The sequence below is a fragment of the Amorphus orientalis genome (assembly GCF_030814015.1).
GTDB lineage: Bacteria > Pseudomonadota > Alphaproteobacteria > Rhizobiales > Amorphaceae > Amorphus > Amorphus orientalis.
In genome coordinates, this window is the sequence record NZ_JAUSUL010000002.1 from 788,229 (window position 1) to 807,798 (window position 19,570).

Consider the following 19,570-nt stretch of genomic DNA (forward strand, 5'->3'; position numbering starts at 1 on the left):
CCCGCAGCGTTGCCGCTGCGGGGCACCCGTCATGGTGATGGGGGGGGCGTACCACCACGACGAAGACCTAATCGGAGCTTTGTCCGTTTCGGACACTTCGTACCAGTCACGTGTCTGTGCGACCTGTCACGGTTGCGCGAGCCATCGATCGCCGCTTCCGGCATCCGCCCAAGGGCCACCGGGGCGGATAAAGGCCGCTTTCGGGTCTCCGGTTTCCGCCTGCGCTCAGCGCTGCGCGAGCTGCTGGGACGCCGGAACCCTATTTAAGGTTGTGGTCGCGTTCGCTTCGTCGGTCGTTACCCTGGTTACGAAACGAACCTTGCCTGCAGCTTGCCGATCGGACTTCCAGTTGACGCAGCCCGGCGAGATGTTCGGCCAGGACTGATCGGCACACAGGCCCTGGGTCACGGTCTGGAACCGGTCGGTCTTCGGCGTGGAGGTCACGCTGCTGCTTGAAACACCGGCCGAAACGGCAATTGCTGTGAAGGCCACTGCGGCGGACGCGGCAATCAAACGGGTCGTGAAACGATGCGCGATCATCTGTCCTTGCCCCTTGCCTCCTTCGCGGGAGACTTTCTGGCTTCGATGATCTGAAGATGGCACGCGGCGGGCTTCACTCCAGTGATTCGCATCACAGTTGTGCCGCAATCCCAGAAATGCGCCCGCGCGGTGGGCGAGCTGGACTGGTTTGGAGGCGGTGCCGCCCGCCGAATAACGGAAGCGGTCGGCCGAATAGCTGGTGCTGTACATCATGGCGTTGCTCCTCTGCTTAACAACTCGCTAAGCCGGAACGGGTTCCCGATCGCGATGCCGGGGTTGCAGCTTGGACGGCGAGGGGCTAGAGCCCGCTACGCCCGGCGGACAGGAAAACTCGATGGCTGATCTGACCCGAATTGCGCTTTATCCCGGTTCGTTCGACCCGGTGACCAACGGTCATCTCGATGTGCTCGCCCACGCGCTCGGCATCGCCGACAAGGTGGTCGTGGCGATCGGCGTGCATCCGGGCAAGGCGCCCATGTTCTCGTTCGACGAGCGGGTGGACATGCTGCGCGACTTGGGGCGCACCCTGTTGCCGGCCGATCAGCAGCATCGCCTGGAGGTTGTCGCCTTCGACAATCTGGTGACCGAGGCCGCCGTCGATCACGGTGCGACGCTTCTCATCCGGGGACTGCGCGACGGGACGGATCTGGACTACGAGATGCAGATGGCCGGCATGAACCGGACGCTCAGGCCGGACGTTCAGACGGTTTTTCTCCCGGCGTCGCCGGAAGTTCGTCACATCACAGCCACGCTTGTGCGCCAGATCGCGCGGATGGGCGGATCGACGAAGGACTTCGTTCCTGCCGACGTCGCCCGGCGCCTCGCGGACAAGACCGCCGGCGCCTCCTGAGCCGACTACTCAGCACATCCGAGAGAGAGGTCTCCATGTTCCTCCGCATCGCCGCCGCCGCGGCCCTTGCTCTGGCCTTCATCGTTCCGGCCGCCGCTCAGAGCGCGCCGACGCCCGAAAACACCCTGGTCCTGGAAACCAACAAGGGGACCGTCGAGATCGCGCTTCGGCCGGATCTCGCCCCCAACCACGTGGAGCGGATCAAGCAGCTCGCCCGTGACGGGTTCTATGACGGCGTCGTCTTTCACCGGGTGATCGACAATTTCATGGCCCAGACCGGCGACCCGACCGGTACCGGCACCGGCGGCTCTGACTATCCGGACCTGAAGGCCGAGTTCACCCCGACCCCCTACGAGCGCGGCACCGTCGGCATGGCGCGGGCCCAGAGCCCGGACAGCGCCAATTCGCAGTTCTTCATCATGTTCAACCGCGTGGACAGCCTCGACGGCAAATACACCGTCTTCGGTGAGGTCATCGACGGCATGGACGTGGTGGATTCCATCAAGAAGGGCTCGCGCAGCGCCAACGGCCAGGTCTCCGATCCGGACCGGATCGAGAGTGCCTATATCGCGGCTGACCGGTAAGCCACCGCGCGCCAGATAATTCAATGCGACCGTGTCCGGCTCTCCTCGAGCCGGACCTCAACCCAAGGAGACCCGACGTGGCGGATGCCGAGAACACCCTGGTCCTGGAGACCACCAAAGGACGCGTGACGATCGAGATGAAGCCGGATGTGGCTCCGAACCACGTCGCCCGCATCAAGGAACTCGTGCGGGACGGCTTCTATGACGGCATCGTCTTTCACCGCGTGATCGATGGCTTCATGGCCCAGACCGGCTGCCCCCGCGGCAACGGAACCGGTGGCTCCGGCAAGAAGCTGAAGCAGGAGTTCAACGACGCGCCTCACGAGCGCGGAACCGTCTCCATGGCCCGGACCCAGGACCCGGACTCCGGCGACAGCCAGTTCTTCATCTGCTTCGACCGCCATCCCTTCCTGGACCGCCAGTACACGGTCTGGGGTCAGGTCACCGAGGGCATGGACGCCGTCGACCAGATCAAGCGCGGCGAGCCGGTTGCCGATCCCGACCGGATCGAGAAGGCCCACATCGCCGCCGACGCGGCGTGACAGACGAGGCGTCCCGCGGCAGCGGCTCCGCCGCCGCGGGGCCGCTGTCACTCACCGATTTCGATTTCAATCTGCCGCAGGATCGGATCGCGCTGCGTCCAGCCAGGCCGCGCGACAGTGCGCGCCTGCTCGTCGTCCGTCCGGATGAGGAACCGGTTCTGTCCGACCGGATCGTCCGGGACCTGCCCGACCTGCTGCAGCCAGGCGACACGCTGGTCTTCAACGACACCCGCGTAATTCCGGCGCAGCTGTTCGGCGTGCGCGCCCGCGGCGATGCCGAAGCCCGGATCTCGGCGACCCTCCACAAGGATCTCGGCGGCGCGCGCTGGCGCGCTTTCGTGCGCCCGGCGAAGCGGTTGCGCGAGGGCGAGGTGATCCGGTTTGCCGCCGATCCCGACGGGGCAACGGCGGACGTCCTTGTTGCGACCGTGACCGATCTCGAGGGCGGGGAGGCGACCCTTTGCTTCGATGCCCGGGAGGCCGACCTCACCGATCGGCTCGGCACGGTCGGGCACGTTCCTCTGCCGCCGTACATTGCGCGGCGCCGGGGCGACGACGTGACCGACAAGGACGACTACCAGACCATCTACGCCCGCGATCCGGGATCGGTCGCAGCACCCACGGCGGGGCTCCACTTCACAGAGGATCTGGTCGGACGCCTGCGGGCGCGCGGCATCGGCACGGAGTTCGTGACGCTCCACGTCGGCCCGGGCACGTTTCTGCCGGTCAAGAGCGACGATCTCGACGCCCACCACATGCATGCGGAGTACGGCACCGTGACGCCGGAGACGGCAGACCGCCTCAATGCGGTGCGCGCCTCGGGCGGGCGCATCGTGTCGGTCGGCACGACCAGTCTCCGCCTTCTGGAATCGGCGGCGGACGAGACGGGGCGCATTCACCCGTTCGGTGAAGAGACCGCGATCTTCATCAGGCCCGGCTACCGGTTCCGGGCCGTGGACGTTCTCATGACCAACTTTCACCTGCCAAAGTCGACCCTGTTCATGCTGGTCGCGGCCTTTTCCGGATTGGAGACGATGCAGTCGGCCTACGCCCACGCGATCGACGCCGGCTATCGCTTCTATTCCTACGGCGATGCCTGTCTGCTGCATCGGGGGACCGACCGGTGAGCGAACGCTTTTCCTTCACGCTGCTGGCGAACGACGGGGCGGCCCGGCGCGGCCGCCTGTCGACCCCCCACGGGCTGGTGGAGACGCCCGCCTTCATGCCGGTCGGCACCCAGGCCACCGTAAAGGCGATGCTGCCGGAGCATGTGCGCGAGACCGGCGCAGACGTGGTGCTCGGCAACGTCTATCACCTGATGCTGCGCCCGGGCGCGGAACGGGTCGACCGCCTCGGCGGTCTGCACCGGTTCATGAACTGGCCGCACACGATCCTGACCGACTCCGGCGGTTTCCAGGTCATGTCGCTGGCCGCGCTGCGCAAGCTCGATGCGGACGGGGTCACGTTCAAGAGCCACATCGACGGCTCGATGCACCGGCTCACGCCGGAGCGCTCCATCGAGATCCAGGGCCTGCTCGGTTCCGACATCCAGATGCAGCTCGACGAATGTGTGCGCCTGCCGGCGTCGCGAGACGAGATCGCGCGGGGCATGCGGCTGAGCCTGGACTGGGCGGAACGGTCCCGCACCGCGTTCGAGGGGTTCGGTGGTCCGGAAGCGGGGCGGGCGCTGTTCGGCATCGTGCAGGGCGGCGATGATCTGGCGCTGCGCGAGGAATCGGCAACCGCGCTCTCCGCCATGCCGTTTGAAGGTTACTCCATCGGCGGGCTCGCGGTCGGTGAGCCCCAGCAGGTGATGTTCGACGTCACCGCCGCGACGACGGCCTTCCTGCCGACCGAAAAGCCCCGCTACCTGATGGGGGTGGGCACGCCGGACGATCTGGTCGGATCCGTCGCCCGCGGCGTCGACATGTTCGACTGCGTGATGCCCACGCGGGCAGGGCGGCATGGCGTCGCCTACACGCGCTTTGGCAAGCTGAATCTCAAGAACGCCCGCCATGCGGAGCAGATCGCGCCCCTCGATCCGGAGGGGCCGACGGAAATATCGCGCAGCTACAGCCGCGCCTATCTGCACCACCTGATCCGGGCCGGCGAGATGCTTGGCGCGACGCTTCTGACCTGGAACAACATCGCCTACTATCAGGCCCTGATGCGCCGCCTTCGAACGGCCATCGAGGAGGGGCGTTTCGACGACGAGGCGGCGGTCATTCGCGAGGGCTGGGTGCGGGGAGACGTCGTCTCCTCATGATCGGCTCCCGGCTGCCTTCAAGGGGTGGCCATTGCCGACGCCCGAACCCATTTTGGGGAGACGAAGAGACGGGGCAGCCATCATGCATACGAGCGGACCTGCGGAAGCGCGCACCGACGTGCCCCCGGATTCGCATGCGATCCAGCAGCTCAGCGACTGGCTCGTCGAGCAGGGCCTGACGCGTGACAATCTCGACGTGCTGATCCAGGGCTTCTGTGAAGGCGTGGCCGCGCTCGATATCCCGCTCGTCCGCATGCACATCTCCATCGCTGCGCTGCATCCAACGGTGAAGGGCTATGGCGGCTACTGGTGGCGTGGCCGAGGCTTCGTCGCCGAGGAGTATGAGCGCTCCAGCATGCCGCAGATCGGCTGGCAGTCGAGCCCGCTGCGCGTCATGCTGGAAGACGGCGTGATGGCCATGCGCTTCCGGCTCGACACGAACGAGCCGCTGGAGTTCCCGATCCTGGACGAGTTCAGAGAGGAGGGCGGGACCGATTGGGTCGGCCGCATGGTTCAGTTCGGAGATGGCGAGAGCAGCACCGGGCTCCCCGGTATGCTCATGTCGTGGCTGTCGGATCACCCGGGCGGCTTCAGCGAGGCTGATCTCGCGACCCTTGATCGGCTGGTGCCAAGGCTCGGCCTCTCCTGCTACCGGATTGCGCTGAAGCGGGCGGCGGAAGACCTGCTCGACGCCTATGTCGGCACCGATGCCGGCCACCGGGTGCTGTCGGGCCAGATCGAACGCGGGGCGGCGAGCCGGCTCAACGCCGTCATCATGGTCGCCGACCTGCGCGGCTTTACCCATTTCGCCGACGAGACCGAGGGCGAGGACGTGCTTGCCTCGCTCAACGATACGCTTGGCAGCCTTGCCGACATCGTCGATGCCCACAAGGGCGACGTCCTGAAATTCCTCGGCGATGGCTTCCTGGCGATCTTCAGCCTGGAGGGACGCGACCCGCCCGCGGTATGTGCCGAGGCGCTGGCTGCGGCGGACGCCATGCAGAAAGCCAACGATGAGCTGAACGCCGAGCGGACGGCGGTCGGTCGTCCGCCGCTGGTCGTCGATGTCGCGCTTCATCTCGGGGAGGTGATGTACGGCAACGTCGGCTCGATGCGCCGCCTCGATTTCACCGTGATCGGACCTGCCGTCAACGAGGCGAGCCGCATCGAGGCGCTGTGCGAACCGCTGGGCGAGCGGCTGCTGGTGTCGGAGAGCTTTGCCGGCGTGTGCGGCGTCGGCCTGCGGACCGTTGGGACGCATGAGTTGCGGGGAGTGGCGAGGACCCAGGAGCTTTTTGCGCCGGTCCCCGGTTAGCGCTGCCTGCCGTATTCTGGCGAGGGCGTCGGAATCAAACCGCCTGAGTTGTTCTCTGCCTGCACGCGTGTGTAGACTTCTGATCATCGCCCGCAACACTTGGACTAAGCAGAGCGAATAACCTTTGCCGACGGACGATCGGCCGTTGCCCAACTTCTGCGCGACGTCGAGCGAAAGCAGGAATTGTTTACGTGGTGGCGCGGGACATTGATAAATGTAACCTTCCGCGCACTGCCCATATTCGATACCTTATTTCATGCTCGGCGCGGCCAATGCCCCATAGGGATCAAAAGTGCTCGAGCGTCTAGCGCTGGTAATATATATGGTTTGCGTCGCGATTTCAGTATTAATTGAAATCGCGACGATTGTTATTTTTATAATATATTTAAATCAACGTGGCTGGCACTTTGAAGCGCCTGCTATTTTGTTTTTCATTTTCTCGCTGATTTTTGGATGGATTGTTTACGGAGTAGGGCGTGCGATATTGTTTATCGTTGTAGGTAGGTAGCGCATTGTAGGCGCACCTGCGCGAGATCTATAGACCCAGAAGCCGCTTGAGCTCGGCGTGGAACGGGGCGGCCAGGTCGTCGCGGTCAAGGGCGTAGGCCACGTTGGCGGCCAGGAAGCCGACCTTCGAGCCGCAGTCATAGGTGTGGCCCTTGAAGCGCAGGCCGTGGAAGGTCTGCTCCTGCATGAGCGTCAGCATGGCGTCGGTGATCTGGATTTCACCGCCGGCGCCCTTTTCAGTCTTTTCCAGGAGCTGGAAGATCTCCGGCTGCAGGATGTAGCGCCCGGTGATGATCAGGTTCGATGGCGCGGTCCCCTTGGCCGGCTTCTCCACCATGCCGGTAACCTTGTAGACGTCGCCGTCGCCGTCCTCGATCTCCACCACACCGTAGTTGTGGGTCTGATCGGCCGGCACTTCCTCCACAGCGATCACATTGCCGCCGTGCGATCCGTAGACCTCCATCATCTGGGCAAGGCAGCCCGGATCGGAGTGGACCAGCACGTCGGGCAACAGCAGCGCGAACGGTTCGTTGCCGACCAGTTCGCGTGCGCACCAGACGGCATGGCCGAGGCCGAGCGGCGCCTGCTGCCGTGTGAACGAGACCGATCCGGCAGGTGGCTGCGCGCTGCGCGCCTCTTCGAGCCGGTCCAGCTTGTCCCGCTCCCTCAGCGTCTCTTCCAGCTCGAAGGCGATGTCGAAATGGTCCTCGATCACGGCCTTGCCGCGCCCGGTGACGAAGATGAATTTCTCCACGCCGGCGGCTTTCGCCTCGTCATAGACGTACTGGATCAGCGGGCGGTCGACGACCGTAAGCATCTCCTTGGGCATCGCCTTGGTGGCCGGCAGGAAGCGCGTACCGAGGCCGGCGACAGGGAAGACGGCGGTGCGGATCGGGGAAGGGGCCATCGTTCTCTCTCTTCGTTGGCGGGTATTGCGAGAATCGTCGGCAGGGGAAGTCGTGGGACGCACTTTGGTTCGTGTGGATTACCAAACCCTCTTCGTCTGAGCCACGGTTTTGCGTGTTGCAGCGCAACCGCGGGACCCGGTCCACGCGCAGGGCACAACCCAGTCATGCCGAACCAGGTGGGACTTGTTGCACACAAAGGGTTCAAGCGGCCCGAAGCTTGGGCTATGGACGGTGGCGATCCGTGCCGGCCCCGGCCGTCCGACGTTTCCCGTCCCCGAATTCATTCCCTGGAGGTTTCATGACCGCGATCATCGACATCATCGGCCGCGAGATCCTCGACAGCCGCGGCAATCCGACCGTCGAAGTTGACGTCCACCTCGAGGATGGATCCAAGGGTCGCGCCGCGGTGCCGTCCGGAGCGTCCACCGGCGCCCACGAGGCCGTCGAGCTGCGCGACGGCGGCAGCCGCTACATGGGCAAGGGGGTCGAGGAGGCCGTCGCCGCAGTCAACGGCGAGATCTTCGACGCCATCGGCGGGCTCGATGCGGAAGACCAGGTCCATCTCGACCGCATGATGATCGCGCTCGACGGCACCGACAACAAGAGCCGGCTCGGTGCCAACGCGATTCTCGGCGTGTCGCTGGCCACCGCAAAGGCTGCGGCCGAAGCGGTCGATCTTCCGCTCTACCGCTATGTCGGCGGCGTCGCGGCCCGGGAGCTTCCGGTGCCGATGATGAACATCCTGAACGGCGGTGCCCACGCGGACAATCCGATCGACTTCCAGGAATTCATGATCATGCCCGCGGGCGCGCCGACCTTCGCGGAAGCGCTTCGCATGGGGGCGGAGATCTTCCACACGCTGAAGGGTCAGCTGAAGAAGGCCGGCCACTCCACCAATGTCGGCGACGAGGGCGGGTTCGCGCCCAACCTTCCGTCCGCCAAGGCCGCGCTCGACTTCATCATGTCGGCGACCGAGAGCGCCGGCTACAAGCCCGGTTCCGACGTCTTCATCGCGCTCGACTGCGCCTCGACGGAATTCTTCAAGGACGGCAAGTACGCGCTGGAAGGCGAAGGCCGCACGCTGGGCGGCCCCGAGCTGGCCGACTATCTGGCGGAACTGGTCGACGCCTATCCGATCGTCTCCATCGAGGACGGCATGGCCGAGGACGACTGGGACGGCTGGGCCGCGCTGACTCAGAAGATCGGCAACCGGTGCCAGCTGGTCGGCGATGACCTTTTCGTGACCAACACCGAGCGTCTGTCCGACGGCATCGAGAAGGGCATCGCCAACGCGATCCTGGTGAAGGTCAATCAGATCGGCACCCTGACGGAGACGCTCGAAGCGGTGACCATGGCGCACAAGGCCGGGTACCGGGCCGTGATGTCGCATCGCTCCGGCGAGACCGAGGACGCGACCATCGCGCATCTGGCGGTGGCCACCGGCTGCGGCCAGATCAAGACCGGCTCGCTCGCCCGCTCCGACCGGCTGGCCAAGTACAACGAGCTGCTGCGCATCGAGGAGGAGCTGGGTCCGCAGGCGTTCTATCCCGGCGCTTCGGCTCTCAAGATCGGCTGATCCGGGCGGGGCAACGCATCGTTAAGGCGGGTGTGCGAGAACCGGAAAGCAGCGCTTTTGTGAGTAGCGAGTCGCGCGTTTTCCATGGCCACCCGCCATCGCCGTCCAACAATCCTGTCCCGTCTGGTGCCGCCGATCCTGATGATCGCTCTGATCGTCTATTTCGTGTGGCACGGGCTTCACGGCGACTATGGTCTGTTCGCGCGCATCCGGCTCGAAGAGGACATCGCCCGGCTGAGTGCCGCGCGGGACGAGATACGGGGCCAGCGCCAGGCGCTGGAGGAGCGGGTGTCCCTGCTTCGCGCCGATCCGATCGACGCCGACATGCTGGACGAGCGGGCGCGCGCCAATCTCAATCTGGCCCATCCCGACGAGATCATCATCTACACGTCGCCACGGCTCGCGGCGGCCGGTGATGGGTCCTTGGCGCTGCGATAACACCATCTGAGATCGCGATTTCTCAACTGCGACCGTGTTGCGCTCTTTCACGGTCGTGTTCCCTTCGCTAATGTCCGTCCGACCCGCCTCGGAGGAATGCCGGAGAGCTTTGATGGCTGAAAAGAAAACCACGCCGAGCCGAAAGCGCACCACGGGGACGTCCCGTTCGACGGGTGCCTCGCGCAGCCGGTCGACTTCGCGCAGCCAGTCGGCGAAGAGCTCCACGACCAAGGCGAGCACCGCCAAGACCAAAACGGCGGAAACGCTGACCGGCGAGACCGTCGAGTTCACCAAGGATCAGGACGTCTACGCCTACCGCGAGATGCTGCTCGTCCGCCGCTTCGAGGAGAAGGCGGGCCAGCTCTACGGCATGGGCCTGATCGGCGGATTCTGCCATCTCTATATCGGCCAGGAGGCGGTCGTCGTCGGGGTGCAGCTCGCCCTCAAGGAAGGCGACCAGATCATCACCGGTTATCGCGACCACGGCCACATGATCGCCTGCGGCATGGAAGCCAAGGGCGTGATGGCCGAGCTGACCGGCCGCCGCTCGGGCTACTCGAAGGGCAAGGGCGGCTCGATGCACATGTTTTCGACCGACAAGCACTTCTATGGCGGCCACGGCATCGTCGGCGCCCAGGTGCCGCTGGGTACCGGGCTCGCGTTCGCCAATAGCTACCGGGAGAACGATTCCGTCTCGGTGACCTATTTCGGCGATGGCGCATCCAATCAGGGCCAGGTCTACGAGAGCTTCAACATGGCGAAGCTCTGGAACCTGCCGGTCGTCTACGTGATCGAGAACAACAAGTACGGCATGGGCACGTCGGTCGAGCGGGCCTCGTCGACGACGAACCTGTCCCACCGCGGCGCGTCCTTCGAGATTCCGGGCGAACAGGTCGACGGGATGGAGGTCCATGCCGTGCGCGCTGCCGCCGAGCGGGCCGTCGCCCACGCACGGGCGGGCAAGGGGCCTTATATTCTCGAGATGCTGACCTACCGCTACCGCGGCCACTCCATGTCCGATCCGGCCAAGTACCGGACCCGCGACGAGGTCAACAAGATGCGGACCGAGCACGATCCGATCGAGCAGTTGCGCAAGCGCCTGATCGACGAGCACGGCATGTCCGAGGACGACGTGAAGGCGATCGACAAGGAAGTGCGCGACATCATCAACGACTCCGCCGAGTTCGCTCAGTCCGATCCGGAACCGGATCCGTCCGAGCTGTGGACCGACGTGGTGCGATGAGCCATCGCGTCGCGACAGTGCGGCGGATGAGCAAGAACAGATAACAGGCTTGTTGACGGGAGCCAGGAATGCCGACCGAAATTCTGATGCCGGCGCTCTCGCCCACGATGGAAGAGGGCAAACTCGCCAAGTGGGTGAAGAAGGAGGGCGATAGCGTCTCGGCGGGCGACGTCGTCGCCGAGATCGAGACCGACAAGGCGACGATGGAGGTCGAGGCGGTCGACGAAGGCACCCTCGGCAAGATTCTCGTCGACGAAGGCACCGACGGCGTGAAGGTGAATACGCCGATCGCGCTTCTGCTCGGCGAGGGCGAGGACGAAAGCGCCCTCAAGGAGGCGCCGAAGTCGAACGGCTCCGAGGCCCCCGCGCCCGCGGAAGAGAAGGCGGAAGAGAGCAAGGGCGACAAGGACGAACCGTCCTCGGACGCCGCGAAGGTCCCGGCCGCACCGGCCACCGGTCCGGCGCCGGCCGAAAAGACCTGGGACGCCAAGGATCCGGAGATCCCGGAAGGCACCGAGATGGTCCAGATCACGGTGCGCGAGGCGCTCCGGGACGCCATGGCCGAGGAGATGCGCCGCGACGGCGACGTCTTCGTCATGGGCGAGGAGGTCGCGGAGTATCAGGGCGCCTACAAGATCACCCAGGGACTGCTGGACGAGTTCGGCGCCAAGCGCGTGGTCGACACGCCGATCACCGAGCACGGCTTCACCGGTCTCGGCGTCGGCGCCGGCTTTGCCGGCCTGAAGCCGATCGTGGAGTTCATGACCTTCAACTTCGCCATGCAGGCGATGGACCAGATCATCAACTCCGCGGCCAAGACCCACTACATGTCCGGCGGTCTGATCGGCTGTTCGATCGTGTTCCGCGGGCCGAACGGCGCCGCCGCCCGCGTGGCCGCCCAGCATTCCCAGGACTACGCCTCCTGGTATGCCCACGTTCCGGGGCTGCGCGTGATCCAGCCCTATTCGGCGGCCGACGCGAAGGGTCTGCTCAAGGCGGCGATCCGCGACCCGAACCCGGTCGTGTTCCTGGAAAACGAGATCCTGTACGGCCACACCTTCGAGATCCCGAAGATGGACGATTTCGTCGTGCCGATCGGCAAGGCGAAGATCGAGCGCTCCGGCAAGGACGTGACCATCGTCTCGTTCGGCATCGGCATGACCTACGCCATGCAGGCGGCCGAGGAACTCGCCGGAATGGGCATCGAGGCGGAGGTCGTGAACCTGCGCACGCTGCGGCCGATGGACATCGAGACCGTGGTGGAATCGGTCAGGAAGACGAACCGCTGCGTGACCGTGGAAGAGGGCTGGCCGGTCTGCTCGATCGGTTCGGAGATCTCAGCCCGGCTGATGGAGATGGCGTTCGATCACCTCGACGCGCCGGTTCTGCGCATCACCGGCAAGGACGTGCCGATGCCCTATGCCGCCAACCTTGAAAAGCTTGCCCTGCCCACCGTCGCGGAAGTGATCGAGGCGTGTAAGAGCGTTTGCTATGTATGACAACCACAAGATCTGCCCCGATCTTGACGTTGGAAGTAGATGCTTTGTCTTAGAGCTGAATAATTCAGGGAAGGTGGAGCGTAAGCTCCATCAGCATATCGATAAGAGACGCATGGGCAGAGAAGCGGTGGTAAGTGCCGTTCGCGGATTGGTTGCGCGATACTATTACGGTTCTGGAATGAGTGGTGAAATGATATTGGCCGCTCACTGCAATTCTCGCGGGGGCTCGCCCTCCAAAGATCCGGCGCTCGACGTGAGGTGCGCATTTATCGAGCCTGGGGTTAAACGGCTCTATTGCGGAAAAGACACGATCGCTTGGGTCGACGAGGTAGTTTCACCATCTTCGTTTCGCTCCGGCCAAGGTGAGGGATAAGAGATGCCAACACCGATCCTGATGCCTGCCCTGTCGCCGACCATGGAGGCGGGCAATCTCGCCAAGTGGCACGTCAAGGAAGGCGATACCGTCTCCGCCGGCGACGTGGTCGCGGAAATCGAGACCGACAAGGCGACCATGGAGGTCGAGGCGGTCGACGAGGGCACCGTCGGCAAGATCCTTGTCGCCGAAGGCACGAACGACGTGCCTGTGAACGAGCCGATCGCGATGCTGCTCGAAGAGGGCGAGGACGCCAGCGCCCTGGAGAATGCGGACACGTCCGCGCCGGCGCCTGCGGCCAAGGAAGAGGCGAAGGCCGAACCGGCCGAGAGCAAGGCCGAGACGAAGAGCGAACCGGCTGCGCCGCAAGGCGCGAAGGTGCCCGCCGCCGGCGAGGGCGTGAGCCCGTCCGTTCCGTCGGCAGCGCCCAAGGCCAATGGCGACGGCCGCGTGTTTTCCTCGCCGCTCGCCCGCCGGCTGGCGGACGAGAACGGCATCGACCTGTCCCGCCTGTCCGGCTCCGGTCCCCATGGCCGGGTGGTCAAGCGCGATGTGGAAAAGGCCCTGAAGGAGGGTGTGCCCGCGGCCGCGGAGGCGCCCAAGGCAGACAAGTCCGCTCCGGCATCCGCCGGTGGCGCGCCGTCCGCTCCGGCTCCGGCTGGCATGACCGACGACCAGATCCGCGCCATGTACAAGGAAGGGAGCTTTTCCGAGCTTCCCCATGACGGCATGCGCAAGACGATCGCGCGCCGCCTTGTGGAGGCCAAGCAGACCGTCCCGCACTTTTATCTGACCATCGACACGGAGCTCGACGCGCTTCTGAAGATGCGCAAGGAGCTGAACGATGCGGCGCCGACCGACAAGGACGGCAAGCCGGCCTACAAGCTCTCGGTCAACGACTTCATCATCAAGGCGCTGGCCAGAGCCCTGGTGGCCGTTCCGATGGCGAACGCCACCTACACCTCCACAGCGCGCCTGATGCACGAGCACGTGGACGTGGGCGTCGCCGTTGCCATTCCGGACGGGCTGATCACGCCGGTGGTGCGGGAAGCGGATCTGAAGCCGCTGTCGGTTATCTCCAATGAAGTGAAGGACCTGGCCAAGCGCGCTCGCGACAAGAAGCTGAAGCCGGAAGAGTACCAGGGTGGCGTCACGTCCGTGTCCAACCTCGGCATGTACGGCATTCGTGACTTCGGGGCTGTGATCAACCCGCCGCAGTCGACGATCCTGGCGGTGGGCCAGGGCGAGGAACGCGCCGTTGTGAAGGACGGGGCGCTCGCCATCGCGACGGTGATGACGGTGACCCTGTCGGTCGATCACCGGGCCGTGGACGGCGCGCTCGGCGCGGAGCTTCTGGCCGCCTTCAAGCCGCTGATCGAGAACCCGCTGTCGATGCTGGTCTGAGTTCCCGTCTGAGAGGGCGGGTGTAAATCCCTGCCTGCACTGATTATTCCTTCAGCGCAGCTGCGGCTGCCGCATATCCGCCTTCCGCGCCGTCGACGAAGTGGAAGTGGGTGTTCGACGTGATCGACGGCACGAAACAGGTCATCACCGCCGACTGCTGACGCAGCAGTCCGAAGCGCAGTGTGCCTTCGTCGCGGGCGTGCTTTAAAATGCGCTCGATCCGGTTGGCGGTCGCGACGGGGCAGTCGACGGTCATCCGCATCCCGTCCTGGTATTTTCGGAAGTCGGCGTTGAGCGACGTGTAGGTCCGGTAGGCGACCGGATCGAATTCGCCCAGATTGCGACTGGTCCGGTCCAGGACCCAGGCGATCAGGGAAATCATCCCGATCTTCAGCTTCTGCTTGAACAGCGAAGCCGTTCCGCGGGTCGCCCGCGCTTCCAGGTCGAGACCCTTCGGCGGCCATTGGAAATCCGGTCCCTCCGGCGGAACCGGCCGGCCGCCGTCGCGCTCATCCGCCAACTCGGCGATCAGCTTCCCCATCGTCTCCAGAAAGGCCGGGTCGTCGTCTCCCCGGCTCGGCAGTGCGACGAGGGTCAGGATGGTTCCGTGCTCGGGCTCGAGCGCGGCCCAGCGACAGGAGAGGCCGGTCAGATCCGGGCGGGTGCCTTCGGGCGCGAGGAGATGCGGCAGGTCGCCCGCCTTCATAGCGGCTTCCGCCCAGGAGATCCCGCCGCCGGCGAAGAGCGCGTAGACGGCGGCATCGGACGCGCCAAACCGGGCGACGCGCACATCGCGTCCCGCCGCGCGGATCTCGCCGATCGTGACGGTCGCGGCTCTCAGCGTCAGGTCCAGGTCTTCGGTAACCCAGCGGGCGGTCGCGGCGAGGGCCTGCTCCGCCGTCTCCCGATCCTCGGGCGGCAGGGCGAAGGCCGCGCCGTCGCCACCGAAGACGAACGGAAAGGACTGGTCGCCGCCGAGCGCGTTGGCGACGGCCGCGATCGACGCGGCGCCGGCCATGTTGACCGCCTTGTAGCGTCCGGCGCGGATCGCTTCGGTGGATGTGACGACGTCGGTCACGCCGACGAACCAGTCGTCCGGAAGCGGCGCATAGGCGTTCGGGTCGACGACGGCGGCAAAGTCGATGAGGACCGGGCGGCTCGAATAGGCCGCGTAGGGCAGGGGCATGATCGGATGTTTGGGCGCGGAGATTGAGGTCATATCCGCTTTACGCGGCGGGGCTGCGCCCGGTTTGCATAATCCGCATGGACCGGATGCGGTTCCGGGGTGGCGCAGCCGGCAAAGAGGCTCGACAATCCCGGTCGATCGGTGCTGAAACAGGGGCCGAAAACGCGGGCATCGCGCCCGCGACGAGTTGCCGGCCCGGTCAGAAGGGCCGAACCGGCAAAGCCGCTAAGGAGGGCGCGATGGCCGACCAGTATGACGTGATCGTGATCGGAACGGGACCTGGCGGCTACGTGACGGCGATCCGCGCCGCCCAGCTGGGGCTCAAGACGGCTGTCGTCGAGCGGGAGCATCTGGGCGGCATCTGTCTGAACTGGGGGTGCATCCCGACCAAGGCGCTTCTCAGGAGCGCGGAGGTCTACGATCACATGGTCCACGCCAAGGAGTTCGGACTGTCGGCCGAGAAAGTGTCGGCGGATGTCGGCGCAGTGGTGAAGCGTTCGCGCGGCGTCTCTCAGCAGCTCGCCCAGGGCGTCGGCTTCCTGATGAAGAAGAACAAGATCGACGTCATCTGGGGCGAGGCGAAGATTGCCAAGCCGGGCGAAGTGGTCGTGTCGGAGACCAAGAAGAAGCCGATGGAGCCGCAGCCGCCCCAGCCGAAGGGGACGCTCGGTGCCGGGACCTACAAGGCCAGGCACATCATCGTGGCCACGGGCGCACGTCCCCGGGTCATCCCCGGCATGGAGCCGGACGGCAAGGCGATCTGGACCTATTTCGAGGCCATGGTGCCGAAGGAGATGCCGAAGTCGCTGATCGTGGTCGGCTCGGGGGCGATCGGGATCGAGTTCGCGTCCTTCTACCGCTCTATGGGGGCCGAGGTGACCGTCATTGAGCTCCTGCCGCAGATCCTGCCGGTCGAGGATGCGGAGATCGCCGGCCATGTGCGCAAGCGCCTGGAGAAGCAGGGCATCAAGATCCACACCGAGGCGAAGGTCTCAAAGGTCGAGAAGGCGTCGGGTGGCGTGTCGGCAACGGTGGAGATGAAGGGCGGCAAGACGGAGACCATCAAGGCCGACAAGCTGATCTCGGCCGTCGGCGTCGTCGGCAACATCGAGAATCTCGGGCTCGAGGACCTCGGCGTGAAGACCGAACGCGGCTGCGTCGTCATCGACGGCTACGGCCGGACCAATGTCGACGGGATCTATGCCATCGGTGACGTCGCCGGCCCGCCGATGCTCGCCCACAAGGCCGAGCACGAGGGCGTCGTCTGCATCGAGAAGATCGCGGGGCTCGACGCCCACCCCATGGACAAGCTGAAGATCCCGGGCTGCACCTACTGCCAGCCGCAGGTCGCATCGGTCGGTCTCACCGAGGCCAAGGCGAAGGAGGCCGGCCGCGAGATCAAGGTCGGCCGCTTCCCGTTCATCGGCAACGGCAAGGCGATCGCGCTCGGCGAGCCCGACGGGCTGATCAAGACGATCTTCGACGCCAAGACGGGCGAGCTTCTCGGCGCCCACATGGTCGGGGCCGAAGTGACCGAACTCATTCAGGGCTTCGTGGTCGCCATGAACTGCGAGACCACCGAGGAGGAGCTGATCCACTCGGTGTTCCCGCATCCGACCATCTCAGAGACGATGCACGAGAGCGTGCTGGACGCCTACGACCGCGTCATCCACGTCTGACCGCCGGACGATCGGGCGCGTTCGGCCGACCTGAGCCGGACGCCGTCGGGCCGGGCACGCTCCCGGCTTGGCGCGCCCGGCTTCCGGTGCGACGATGCCGGGGCCGGTTGGGGACAGGCAGCGCGGGGATCCGGACGTGACCTTTCTGATTCGCATGGTGGAGCTGGCCGCTGCGGTCGTGATCCTGGTCGTCGCGTGGACGGCGATCTATCGAACCGACGAGTTCCGAGCCTTTTTCGCCGCCCCCATGGCCGAGCAGGTCGAGCCGGATGGGGACGATGAATTTGTCCGCGTGGGGCAGCACATGCTGGACACCGTCGAAGCCGATCACGCCGCCCTCCGCGACGCCAGCGTCGCGATCGAACATCTGACGCGTCAGCTCGCGGCGACCAACGCTGTGGTCCAGGACCTGCTGTCCGGGTCGTCCGACCAAGTGCGCAGCCGGGCGGAAGCGGTCCTGTCGACCAACGCGGCCCTTCTGGATGCCTCCGCCCAGGTTCAGAGGGAGGCGAAGGCCGCAGCGATCGCCGCGGCCGCCCAGACCAAGTCGTCGGTCCAGGGGCGCGATCTCGACGAGCGGGCGAAAGTCGCCGCGCTGATGCGGGGGACGGGCTCCGGGGACGAGGCCGGCCCCGACCCGATGGAGCCGCGCTGGGGCATCGTGTTCGGCTCCGAACTCACCGAGGATGCCGCCGAGCAGATGCTGTCCCGGGCCGAAGAGAGCGGGTCCAGCCTGCCGGCCATGCGGCTTTACCGACGCAACGGCTTCTATCGCGGTGTCGCCGAGCTGCCGACCTATGCGGCCGCGCTGCAGGATCTGCCGGATATCCGCGAACGGGTGCGGTCGGATGCCTACATCATTTCGCTCGACCAGTGGTGCCCGGGGCCGAGGTCCGATCAGGGGACCGTGGAATGCGGAAGTTGAGGGTTCGGGAACGTGATGGCGGCTGAGGACGACGGCGGGCCGGCCCTGCGCATCCGGATCGATTTCCCCGATCGTCCCTCGCTGGGGCCGGGAAAGATCGCGCTCCTGGAGGCGATCGAAAGTGCCGGCTCGATCACGTCGGCCGCGCGGGCGATGAAAATGTCCTATCGCCGCGCCTGGCTGCTGGTCGAGGAGCTGAACTCGATGTTCGCCGAACCGCTGGTGACGACCCAGCTCGGCGGTGCGCGCGGCGGAGGCGCCATGGTGACCCCGGCCGGCCGCGGCGTGATCGAGAGCTACCGCGCGGTGGAGGCGCGGGCCGCCGAAGCGACGGAAGACCTCCTGGGCGCGCTGTCCGATCCGGATCCGGCCGCAGACGATGGTCTGCAGGGGGAGGCCGGCCGGTAGCGTCCGGCCTCAGAACGCCCGGGCAATCGCGAACTCGACCACGTCGCCCAGCGTGTCGCGAAGCGGCGAGGGCGGCACGTCGGACAGGGCGTCCGTGGCCTTTTTGCCGAATCCACGTGCCACGGCGATGGTGTCGTCGATCGCGCCCGTCGTGCGGACTTTCTCGATGGCCGCATCGAGATCCTCGTCCCGGATCTCGCCGTCCTCGATGCATCGTTTCCAGAAGGCTTTGTCGGCATCGTCGCTGCGCTGATAGGCGTAGATGACCGGCAGCGTCGCCTTGCCCTCGCGGAAATCGTCGCCGGTCTCCTTGCCGAGCAGATCCCGGTTGCCGCCATAGTCCAGCACGTCGTCGATGAGCTGGAAGGCCAGGCCGAGATAGAGACCGTAGCGGCGCATCGCGTCCTGCGCGGCACCACTGTTGCCGGTGATCACCGGACCGACCTCGGTTGCGGCGGAGAACAGCGCCGCGGTCTTGGCCTCGATGACGGCCATGTAGTGGTCCTCGCCCTTGGCCAGGCTCTTGGCACCGGACAGCTGCAGGACCTCGCCCTCGGCGATGACGGCCGACGCGGTCGACAGGATCCGCAGGCATTCCAGCGATCCGGCCTCGACCATGGTCTTGAAGGCCTGGCCGAGCAGGAAGTCACCGACCAGGACGCTTGCCTGATTGCCCCAGATGACACGGGCCGCCGGCTTGCCGCGGCGCACGGCGCTGTCGTCGACCACGTCGTCGTGGAGAAGCGTCGCGGTGTGCATGAACTCGACCGCCGCGGCAAGCTTCACGTGGGCGTCGCCGGTGGCGTCGAACAGATGCGCGCTGGCCAGCGTCAGCATCGGCCGGAGCCGCTTGCCGCCGGACGAAACGAGATGGTTCGCGATCTCCGGAATGAGATCCACGTTCGATCCGGCCATGGCGTAGATGAGCGCGTTTACGCGCTCCATGTCCGGTCCGACCGTGCGGATGAGCCGCTCGACGCCGCTCTCCGTCGCCGGGTCAGCGTCCTTCGACCCGATGCTTTCGGCTGTGTTGCCTATAGCCACGCGATACCATCCTCTTCATCGCTTCGCCGGGACATTAAGCAGGGCCTAGGCGCTCCTGCAAGGCCGGCCGTCTGGCAGCGCTGCTCCGAATGGAAGCCGATCACGCCCGCCGCCGGGCGGCGACGCGGTCGCACCCCGTGGAAACGCCGCGGGCCGGACCGGTCAGGACCTGCACAAGTTCCTGAAACTGGTGTCCTTTCCGTCGATCCGCGGTTTCCACCCGGTCGGAAAAGCCTCTAGGATCGGATATAGGCCGGGCGGCGGCAGAGTCCCGTCGTGCCCA

The 19,570-nt window shown here is 65.7% G+C and carries 18 protein-coding genes; 14 read left to right on the plus strand and 4 right to left on the minus strand.

Going from position 1 to position 19,570, the window contains the following annotated elements; translation table 11 throughout:
- Nucleotides 1-225: 225 nt before the first annotated feature.
- Nucleotides 226-753: a hypothetical protein gene (locus tag J2S73_RS11445; protein ID WP_306885667.1), complete on the minus strand. Its 528-nt coding sequence runs from the start codon at nucleotides 751-753 to the stop codon at nucleotides 226-228.
- Between the two features lie 121 nt (nucleotides 754-874).
- Between J2S73_RS11445 and coaD the strand changes: the two genes are divergently transcribed.
- From coaD to J2S73_RS11475, 6 genes are all read left to right on the plus strand, one after another.
- Nucleotides 875-1,390, plus strand: coding sequence for a pantetheine-phosphate adenylyltransferase (coaD, locus tag J2S73_RS11450; RefSeq protein WP_306885668.1), 516 nt, complete (start codon nucleotides 875-877; stop codon nucleotides 1,388-1,390).
- 35 nt (nucleotides 1,391-1,425) lie between these two features.
- Complete coding sequence (locus tag J2S73_RS11455) at nucleotides 1,426-1,974, plus strand: peptidylprolyl isomerase (protein WP_306885670.1); 549 nt, start codon at nucleotides 1,426-1,428, stop codon at nucleotides 1,972-1,974.
- 77 nt (nucleotides 1,975-2,051) lie between these two features.
- Entirely contained in the window at nucleotides 2,052-2,516 is a 465-nt protein-coding gene (locus J2S73_RS11460) for a peptidylprolyl isomerase (protein WP_306885671.1), read from the plus strand.
- A gap of 44 nt (nucleotides 2,517-2,560) precedes the next feature.
- Nucleotides 2,561-3,643, plus strand: a complete 1,083-nt coding sequence (queA, locus tag J2S73_RS11465; RefSeq protein ID WP_306886302.1) for a tRNA preQ1(34) S-adenosylmethionine ribosyltransferase-isomerase QueA — start codon at nucleotides 2,561-2,563, stop codon at nucleotides 3,641-3,643.
- Nucleotides 3,640-4,782, plus strand: a complete 1,143-nt coding sequence (gene tgt, locus J2S73_RS11470) for a tRNA guanosine(34) transglycosylase Tgt (protein WP_306885672.1) — start codon at nucleotides 3,640-3,642, stop codon at nucleotides 4,780-4,782. The genes queA and tgt overlap by 4 nt, the downstream gene beginning before the upstream one ends.
- Nucleotides 4,783-4,864: 82 nt before the next feature.
- Nucleotides 4,865-6,097 (plus strand): adenylate/guanylate cyclase domain-containing protein, encoded by a 1,233-nt coding sequence (locus tag J2S73_RS11475; RefSeq protein WP_306885673.1) that lies wholly within the window; start codon nucleotides 4,865-4,867, stop codon nucleotides 6,095-6,097.
- A gap of 535 nt (nucleotides 6,098-6,632) precedes the next feature.
- On the opposite strand, the gene galU is transcribed toward J2S73_RS11475, so the two are convergent.
- On the minus strand, nucleotides 6,633-7,511 hold the full coding sequence (gene galU, locus J2S73_RS11480) for a UTP--glucose-1-phosphate uridylyltransferase GalU (RefSeq protein WP_306885674.1): 879 nt from the start codon (nucleotides 7,509-7,511) through the stop codon (nucleotides 6,633-6,635).
- A gap of 299 nt (nucleotides 7,512-7,810) precedes the next feature.
- Between galU and eno the strand changes: the two genes are divergently transcribed.
- The 5 genes from eno (at nucleotide 7,811) to J2S73_RS11505 (ending at nucleotide 14,045) form a co-directional block, all read left to right on the plus strand.
- On the plus strand, nucleotides 7,811-9,088 hold the full coding sequence (gene eno, locus J2S73_RS11485; RefSeq protein WP_306885675.1) for a phosphopyruvate hydratase: 1,278 nt from the start codon (nucleotides 7,811-7,813) through the stop codon (nucleotides 9,086-9,088).
- Nucleotides 9,089-9,172: 84 nt separating this feature from the next.
- Nucleotides 9,173-9,526: an FtsB family cell division protein gene (locus J2S73_RS11490; protein ID WP_306885676.1), complete on the plus strand. Its 354-nt coding sequence runs from the start codon at nucleotides 9,173-9,175 to the stop codon at nucleotides 9,524-9,526.
- Nucleotides 9,527-9,638: 112 nt separating this feature from the next.
- Nucleotides 9,639-10,769, plus strand: coding sequence for a pyruvate dehydrogenase (acetyl-transferring) E1 component subunit alpha (gene pdhA, locus J2S73_RS11495; RefSeq protein ID WP_370874417.1), 1,131 nt, complete (start codon nucleotides 9,639-9,641; stop codon nucleotides 10,767-10,769).
- Between the two features lie 68 nt (nucleotides 10,770-10,837).
- A complete protein-coding gene (locus J2S73_RS11500; RefSeq protein ID WP_306885678.1) occupies nucleotides 10,838-12,268 on the plus strand; it encodes a pyruvate dehydrogenase complex E1 component subunit beta in 1,431 nt (476 codons plus the stop codon).
- Nucleotides 12,269-12,644: 376 nt separating this feature from the next.
- Nucleotides 12,645-14,045, plus strand: a complete 1,401-nt coding sequence (locus J2S73_RS11505; RefSeq protein WP_306885679.1) for a pyruvate dehydrogenase complex dihydrolipoamide acetyltransferase — start codon at nucleotides 12,645-12,647, stop codon at nucleotides 14,043-14,045.
- A 43-nt stretch (nucleotides 14,046-14,088) separates the two neighbouring features.
- Here J2S73_RS11505 and J2S73_RS11510 read toward each other — a convergent pair whose 3' ends face one another.
- Complete coding sequence (locus J2S73_RS11510) at nucleotides 14,089-15,264, minus strand: DUF3095 domain-containing protein (RefSeq protein ID WP_306885680.1); 1,176 nt, start codon at nucleotides 15,262-15,264, stop codon at nucleotides 14,089-14,091.
- A 206-nt stretch (nucleotides 15,265-15,470) separates the two neighbouring features.
- Here J2S73_RS11510 and lpdA point away from each other — a divergent pair, with 206 nt between their 5' ends.
- The 3 genes from lpdA (at nucleotide 15,471) to J2S73_RS11525 (ending at nucleotide 18,243) form a co-directional block, all read left to right on the plus strand.
- Nucleotides 15,471-16,910 (plus strand): dihydrolipoyl dehydrogenase, encoded by a 1,440-nt coding sequence (lpdA, locus tag J2S73_RS11515; protein ID WP_306885681.1) that lies wholly within the window; start codon nucleotides 15,471-15,473, stop codon nucleotides 16,908-16,910.
- Between the two features lie 136 nt (nucleotides 16,911-17,046).
- The gene (locus J2S73_RS11520; RefSeq protein ID WP_306885682.1) at nucleotides 17,047-17,835 is read left to right on the plus strand and encodes a hypothetical protein; all 789 of its coding nucleotides are present in this window, start codon (nucleotides 17,047-17,049) and stop codon (nucleotides 17,833-17,835) included.
- A gap of 15 nt (nucleotides 17,836-17,850) precedes the next feature.
- A complete protein-coding gene (locus J2S73_RS11525) occupies nucleotides 17,851-18,243 on the plus strand; it encodes a winged helix-turn-helix domain-containing protein (protein ID WP_306885683.1) in 393 nt (130 codons plus the stop codon).
- A 9-nt stretch (nucleotides 18,244-18,252) separates the two neighbouring features.
- On the opposite strand, the gene J2S73_RS11530 is transcribed toward J2S73_RS11525, so the two are convergent.
- Complete coding sequence (locus tag J2S73_RS11530; protein ID WP_370874438.1) at nucleotides 18,253-19,260, minus strand: polyprenyl synthetase family protein; 1,008 nt, start codon at nucleotides 19,258-19,260, stop codon at nucleotides 18,253-18,255.
- Nucleotides 19,261-19,570 lie beyond the last annotated feature (310 nt).